The sequence below is a fragment of the Pseudomonas sp. GW460-LB5 genome (assembly GCF_059423245.1).
The window spans coordinates 24,712-31,123 of record NZ_JBWKXT010000067.1 but is presented as its reverse complement, the minus strand read 5'-3'; the positions used below and the strand labels follow the sequence as shown (position 1 = coordinate 31,123).

Annotated in this window: 8 protein-coding genes; 3 read left to right on the top strand and 5 right to left on the bottom strand. The window is 63.6% G+C overall.

The window, feature by feature from the left end; translation table 11 throughout:
• Nucleotides 1–118: 118 nt before the first annotated feature.
• The 5 genes from purT to AC07XM_RS27180 all read right to left on the bottom strand — a co-directional run bounded on the left by purT (nt 119) and on the right by AC07XM_RS27180 (nt 3,289).
• Nucleotides 119–1,300 carry a formate-dependent phosphoribosylglycinamide formyltransferase gene (gene purT / locus AC07XM_RS27200; RefSeq protein WP_102690022.1) on the bottom strand — a complete coding sequence of 394 codons (1,182 nt, stop codon included), beginning with the start codon at nt 1,298–1,300 and terminating at the stop codon, nt 119–121.
• 76 nt (nt 1,301–1,376) lie between these two features.
• Complete coding sequence (locus tag AC07XM_RS27195) at nt 1,377–1,844, bottom strand: 7-cyano-7-deazaguanine/7-aminomethyl-7-deazaguanine transporter (RefSeq protein WP_010952556.1); 468 nt, start codon at nt 1,842–1,844, stop codon at nt 1,377–1,379.
• A gap of 89 nt (nt 1,845–1,933) precedes the next feature.
• The gene (locus AC07XM_RS27190; RefSeq protein ID WP_016485139.1) at nt 1,934–2,131 is read right to left on the bottom strand and encodes a DUF1289 domain-containing protein; all 198 of its coding nucleotides are present in this window, start codon (nt 2,129–2,131) and stop codon (nt 1,934–1,936) included.
• Nucleotides 2,121–2,645: a gamma carbonic anhydrase family protein gene (locus AC07XM_RS27185; protein WP_102690021.1), complete on the bottom strand. Its 525-nt coding sequence runs from the start codon at nt 2,643–2,645 to the stop codon at nt 2,121–2,123. The genes AC07XM_RS27190 and AC07XM_RS27185 overlap by 11 nt, the downstream gene beginning before the upstream one ends.
• Before the next feature lie 44 nt (nt 2,646–2,689).
• A complete protein-coding gene (locus tag AC07XM_RS27180) occupies nt 2,690–3,289 on the bottom strand; it encodes a CoA pyrophosphatase (protein WP_016485137.1) in 600 nt (199 codons plus the stop codon).
• Nucleotides 3,290–3,412: 123 nt separating this feature from the next.
• Between AC07XM_RS27180 and AC07XM_RS27175 the strand changes: the two genes are divergently transcribed.
• The 3 genes from AC07XM_RS27175 (at nt 3,413) to AC07XM_RS27165 (ending at nt 6,393) form a co-directional block, all read left to right on the top strand.
• Nucleotides 3,413–3,970, top strand: coding sequence for an NUDIX hydrolase (locus AC07XM_RS27175; protein ID WP_016485135.1), 558 nt, complete (start codon nt 3,413–3,415; stop codon nt 3,968–3,970).
• A gap of 25 nt (nt 3,971–3,995) precedes the next feature.
• The gene (locus tag AC07XM_RS27170; protein ID WP_016485134.1) at nt 3,996–4,550 is read left to right on the top strand and encodes a L,D-transpeptidase family protein; all 555 of its coding nucleotides are present in this window, start codon (nt 3,996–3,998) and stop codon (nt 4,548–4,550) included.
• A gap of 160 nt (nt 4,551–4,710) precedes the next feature.
• On the top strand, nt 4,711–6,393 hold the full coding sequence (locus AC07XM_RS27165) for a ShlB/FhaC/HecB family hemolysin secretion/activation protein (RefSeq protein WP_102690020.1): 1,683 nt from the start codon (nt 4,711–4,713) through the stop codon (nt 6,391–6,393).
• Nucleotides 6,394–6,412: the final 19 nt, after the last annotated feature.

Genomic DNA, 6,412 nt, shown 5'->3' with positions numbered 1-6,412 from the left:
CATTCGCGGGACAAGCCCGCTCCCACAGGATTATCACAGGCCGCTGGCATTGCGAGTGGTCTGTGGGAGCGGGCTTGTCCCGCGAATGGGCCGCAACGCGGCCCCATACGGTCTCAGATCAGAACTCGACCTTGACCGCCTGGGAAGCGCGGGTCGCCTTGGCCCGTGCCAGCCCCACCGACTCGTCACGCGCCAGGCACACGCCCATGCGGCGAGTACCGTTGATTTCCGGTTTGCCGAACAGGCGAATGGCCGTGTCCGGCTCGCTCAGTGCTGCGCCCAGGTTAGCGAAGCTGGTCTGTTGCGACTGCCCTTCTGGCAGAATCACCGCCGACGCCGACGGGCCAAACTGACGCACCACCGGAATCGGCAAGCCGAGAATGGCACGGGCATGCAGCGCGAACTGCGACAGGTCCTGGGAAATCTGGGTTACCAGGCCGGTGTCATGCGGGCGCGGCGACACTTCGCTGAACCACACCTGGTCGCCCTTCACGAACAGTTCCACACCAAACAGCCCGCGACCGCCAAGGGCATCGGTGACTGCCTTGGCCACCCGCTGCGACTCGGCCAGCGCTTTCGGGCTCATGGCCTGCGGCTGCCACGATTCCTGATAATCGCCCTTCTCCTGGCGGTGGCCAACCGGCTCCAGGAAGGTGGTGCCGCCAACGTGGCGCACGGTCAGCAGGGTGATTTCGTATTCGAAGTCGATGAAGCCCTCGACGATCACCCGCCCCTTGCCGGCGCGGCCACCTTCCTGGGCGTAGTCCCACGACTTCTGCAGGTCGGCATCGCTGCGCAGCAGGCTCTGGCCCTTGCCGGACGAGCTCATCACCGGCTTGACCACGCACGGGTAACCCACATCGGCCACGGCCTTGGCGTAGTCTTCATAGGTGTCGGCGAAGTGGTACGGCGAAGTCGGCAGGTCCAGCTCTTCGGCGGCCAGACGGCGGATGCCTTCACGGTTCATGGTCAGCTGCGTGGCGCGGGCGGTCGGCACCACGTTGAAACCTTCATTTTCCAGCTCGACCAGGGTGGCGGTGGCGATGGCTTCGATTTCAGGGACGATATAGTGCGGCTTTTCGGCCTCGATCACCGCGCGCAGGGCAACGCCATCGAGCATGTTGACCACGTGGCTGCGATGCGCGACCTGCATGGCCGGGGCATTGGCGTAGCGGTCGACGGCGATCACTTCGACGCCCAGGCGCTGCAGCTCGATCACCACTTCCTTGCCCAACTCGCCACAGCCGCAAAGCAGTACACGGGTCGCGGTGGGCGACAAGGGGGTTCCGATACGGGTCATTTCAGGTCCTCGAAGGCGTCCGGGGCCGCGCCAGGCTTTGCGCCGCCCGCTGAAAAAGGACCGCTATTCTACACCATCAACCGGCGACGGCGGCCCGTCGGGCGCGAAATGCCATGGCCAGCCACACGGCAGTGACACCGGCGAACTTTGACGCCATCGCGGTGCCAATCACCGCCGGGGTCAGGGCGCCGATCATGCCGAAAAAGATGAAGGTATCCACCGGAATGCTCAGCGCCGAGCTTAGCCACAGGCGGTCACGCAGTGGCCGGCGGGTAATGCTGAACACCAGCCAGTCGATCAGCTCGGAAATGAAGAACGCGGTGGCGCTGGCCAAGGCAATGGCCGGCTCCGAGGTGACATAGGACAGCACCAGGGCCACCAGCATGGCAACCAGGGCACCATGGCCGAAGCGGGTCTGCACCATGTCGCGCAGGATGAACACCAGGCCGCCCCAGGCGGACCAGATGATGTCCAGGTGCGGGGCGCTGGAAAAGGCGTAGTTGATCAGCACTACGCTGCTGATGTAGGCAATCAGATAGAACATGGCGGGTCGTCTGTGGGCAAGCCGAACAGATTACCGCTGGCGCCCCCGACAGGCAACGCCGTCCCTGTAGCAGCAGCCTTGTGTCGCGCCTACAGGATGAGGCCAGCCTCTACTGCCCGTTCATGGCAAAGCTTGAGCACCGCCCGGCGCTCATCATTGTCCATACGCCCCCAGCGGCCAATCTCCGCCACGGTACGCTGGCAGCCCGTGCAGATATCCTGCTCGTCCAGTGCACAAATGCTCACGCACGGCGAAGCTACCGGCCGCTCTGCAACATCACTCATCATCAACCACCAGCTCCTGGGCATAACGCTGGGCATTGTGCACGTAATGCGCGGCACTGGCTTCAAGCATGCGTTTCTGCTGTTCTGTCAGTTCACGGACTACCTTGCCGGGCGAGCCCATCACCAGCGAACCGTCCGGGATTTCCTTGCCCTCGGCGATCAGCGCATTGGCGCCGATGATGCAGTGCTTGCCAATGCGCGCGCCGTTGAGGATCACGGCATTGATACCGACCAGGCTGTAGTCGCCCACCGTGCAGCCATGCAGCATGGCGTAATGACCAACGGTAACGCCCTTGCCCAAGGTCAGCGGCGAGCCCATGTCGGTATGCATCACCGTGCCGTCCTGCACGTTGCTGCCTTCGCCAATATCAATGAGCTCGTTATCGCCGCGCAGCACCGCGCCAAACCACACGCTGGCATTGGCCTGCAGGCGCACGTTGCCGATCAGCGTGGCGTTGGGTGCAGCCCAACTGGTGGGGTGGCTTTCGACCCGCAGGTCGCCCAGGCGGTATTTCATGCATGCTCCTCAGGCTGGAACGCAGACGGCGGGGTGAGCCCCGCTCAGGTTTCGATGTAACGCTCTGGTGGCTGGTGCAGGCTGATGCCGGCATCAAACAGCACGTTGACCAGTTCGACGATCATGATCGCCGACAAGCCCCAGATCTTGTATTCGCCATAGCGGTAGCTGGGCACGTACCAGCTGCGCCCCTGATAATCGATACGGTGGGTATGGTCGCGCGGGTCCTGGCGGAAGAATTCCAGCGGCACGGTGAATACTGCCGCGATTTCGGCATCGTTGGCACGGTATTCGACGAAGTCGGGAATAAGCCCGACGAATGGCGTCACTTTAAGGCCGTGCAGCGAAACAAGCGGGCTGAGCGGGCCTATCACTTCCACCAGCCCAGGCGGCAGGCCGATCTCTTCCTCGGCCTCGCGCAGGGCGGTAAACACCAGGTCCGGGTCTTCCGGGTCGCGTCGGCCACCGGGAAAGGCCACTTCGCCACCATGGGTGGACAAGCCCTTGGCGCGCAGGGTCAGGACCAGCTCGGGCGCTTCGCTGCGGGTAATGGGCAAAAGGACCGCCGCTTCAGGGAACCGCCGGTCGGTTTCCAGTGATGCGGGTTGGTGGTTGCTCATTCGGCGAAGTAGCTCGTCCAGCATTGCGCACGCTCGTATCCAAGGCCTGCCTTGCATGATGCACCAAAGCCGCGAAGCACCCAAGCCCCTGCGCTTGCGGCAGACCTGCCTGCACGCCAAGATAGCCCTGAACAAAAGGAACCTCACATGAAATTCTGCAGCGCGTGCGGCCAGCCGGTCACTCAGCGGATTCCCGAGGGCGATAGCCGCCTGCGGTATGTCTGCGAGTCTTGCCAGACCATCCACTACCAGAACCCCAACATCGTCGCTGGCGTACTACCGACCTGGGGCAGCCAGGTGCTGCTGTGCCGGCGCGCCATCGAGCCACGCCGTGGCTTCTGGACCCTGCCTGCCGGGTTCATGGAGAACGGCGAAACCATCGACCAGGCCGCCCGTCGCGAAACCGTCGAGGAAGCCTGCGCCCGGGTCGGACCCATGAGCCTGTACCAGCTCTTCGATTTGCCGCACATCAACCAGGTGCATGTGTTCTTCCGCGCAGAACTCGCAGACCTGGCGTTTGATGTGGGTATCGAAAGCCTGGAAGTGCGGTTGTTCGAACAACATGAGATTCCGTGGGGCGAGCTGGCTTTCCGCACCGTCACACGCACACTAGAATGCTACTATCGCGACCGCATCGGGGCGCACTACCCCATAGGCCATGAGTACCTGCCGCCGATGAACGTCTCGACCTCGACCTCTACTTAGAAGAAGCCTTCAGGGATACCGTTCCATGCGCTGGTTGCTTGCCCTTTTCTGCCTTTGCGTTACCTCGGTGTCCCAGGCGGCCTTCACCGAGACCATCATCCGCAAGCCTGTGCCGGCAGCGCAAACGCCGTCGCCTTCGCAGCAGGCCATGCAACCGCTGATCGACAAGGTGCTGGTGATCAAGTCCGAGCGTCGCTTGCAACTGATCAGCCGTGGCGAGCCGCTGAAAACCTACCGCATTTCCCTGGGCAAGCAGCCCAAGGGCGCCAAGCAACGCGAAGGCGATAAAAAAACCCCTGAAGGCCTGTACTGGCTGGACTGGCGCAAGCAGAGCGACCGCTTCAACCTGGCCATGCACATCAACTACCCGAACGTGAGCGATGCCGCCCGCGCCACGCGCGAAGGGGTGAGTGCCGGCAGCATGATCATGATTCACGGCACGCCGATCAACGACGAGTACCCGGAGTGGTACTTCCATACCCTGGACTGGACCGACGGGTGTATTGCCATGCGTAACCGTGACATGCAGGAGGTCTGGGACCTGGTACGTGATGGCACGTTGATCGAGATCAGGCCCTGATATAGGGCCTTCCGGCAAAGGTTGTAGGAACCTTCCCACCACTTTACGCGACCTTGCCTCACAGTTGCTTAGGCAAGGTACTGCATCCAGGCGAATGCCTTAATTTTTAGCATCCACGCAGACGAGTACGAAGACCGTACATCATTTGCGGGGTGTATCAATGCCGTGCCTGTTTTACCGCATCGCCCGTTGGCTGCCAGCCAGTTGCCTGTCAGGCCTGTTGTCCATCGCCCAGGCGCTGGCCGACGACCCGGCCAGCCAGCAACTGCGCGATCAACAGCATGGGCTGCGGCAGCTGGAGCAACAGCAGCGCCTGGAACGCTGGCAGCGTGCGCCCGCCGCAGCTCAACCCACCGACAGCACGCCTCGCCCCCCCCACGACGCCCGCTGCTGGGCAGTCGATGGCGTGCGCGTGGCGGGCAACCACCAGCTTTCAGAGACGGCGCTGGCGCCAATCATCCGCGCCCTCACCCCTGCCTGCATGGGCATCGCCGACATAAACCGGCTGCTCCAGGCCATCACCCGGCGCTACGTGCAAGCCGGCTATCCGACCAGCCGACCTTACCTGCGGCAAGCACCAGAGAACGGCGCACCGTTGGACATCGTCATACTCGAAGGCTTTGTCGAATCCATCGAACTGGCGGGCCCCGACCTGCCCTTGTCCCTCTCCAGCGCATTCCCGGGCCTGCTTGGGCGGCCACTGTACCTGCCAGACCTTGAACAAGGTCTGGACCAGCTCAACCGCCTGCGCGCCTACGAGCTGACCGCCACCCTGCTGCCCGGCGAACTGCAGGGCGGCTCGCGCGTGGTGGTGCAGCCAGACAAGGTCGCGTCACGATGGCACCTGGACAGCCGCTTCGACAACCGTGGCAGCGAGCTGACCGGTCGTCACCGCGTCAACCTTGGCATTGGCCTGGACAGCCCCTTGGGCCTCAATGATGACCTGCGCCTGTCGCTGACCAGCACCGTGCTCGATACCCCTGGAAAAAGCCAAGGTCTATCGCTGTACTACAGCATCCCCTATGGCGCCTGGTCGCTGTCGCTCAGCGCCAGCGAACTGCGCTACCAGGCGCCGCTGCCCGGCAGCGACAAGGCTGCCGACGGCAGCAGCAGCTATCAGGGCCTGGGTATCGAACGGGTATTGTGGCGCAACGCGCAAGGCATGCTCAGTGCCAGCGTGCGGCTGGACCGCAAGCAATTGGTCAACCGCAGCGCTGGCGCTGTCATCGTCCAGCAGAGCCCGACCCTGACTACGGTGGAAGCCGGTATCAACCTGCTCTGGCTGGAAGGTGGTTTGTGGAACGGCTACCTCGGGGTTGCCCAGGGCATTGACGCATTCGGTGCCGACCAATCGCCACTGGGTGCGCAGCGCCTGCGCCCGGACTTTCGCAAGTACCGCGCCAGCCTGCTGCACCTGCGCCAGGGCCCGGCCCGTAACCCATGGCGCTGGCAGAGCGAGCTGGGGCTGCAGTACAGCGGCGATCAGTTACCTGCCGTCGAGCAGTTACTGGTCAGTGACGACTCTGCCGTGCGGGGGTTTCGTCTGCGCACTTACTCCGGCGCCAGCAGCGCCGTCTGGCGCAACACGTTCAGCCAACCGCTGCCCCTCCCCTGGGCTTCTCCCGTCCAGGTTCGCCCGTACATCGGCCTGGATCTGGGCTGGACCCGTACCGCCCAAGGCAACCCGTCACAACGCCTGGCAGGGGCGGCCGCCGGGCTGGAGCTGAGCCTGCCCGGCAGCCGCCTGCGCCTGGACTACCAACGCGCCTTGAACGCCAGCGACCTGCCCCGCCCGCTGCTGGAACCGGGGTTTTGGGTACTGGACTGGACCCTGAGCATCTGATTCACCCACAACAAAGAGA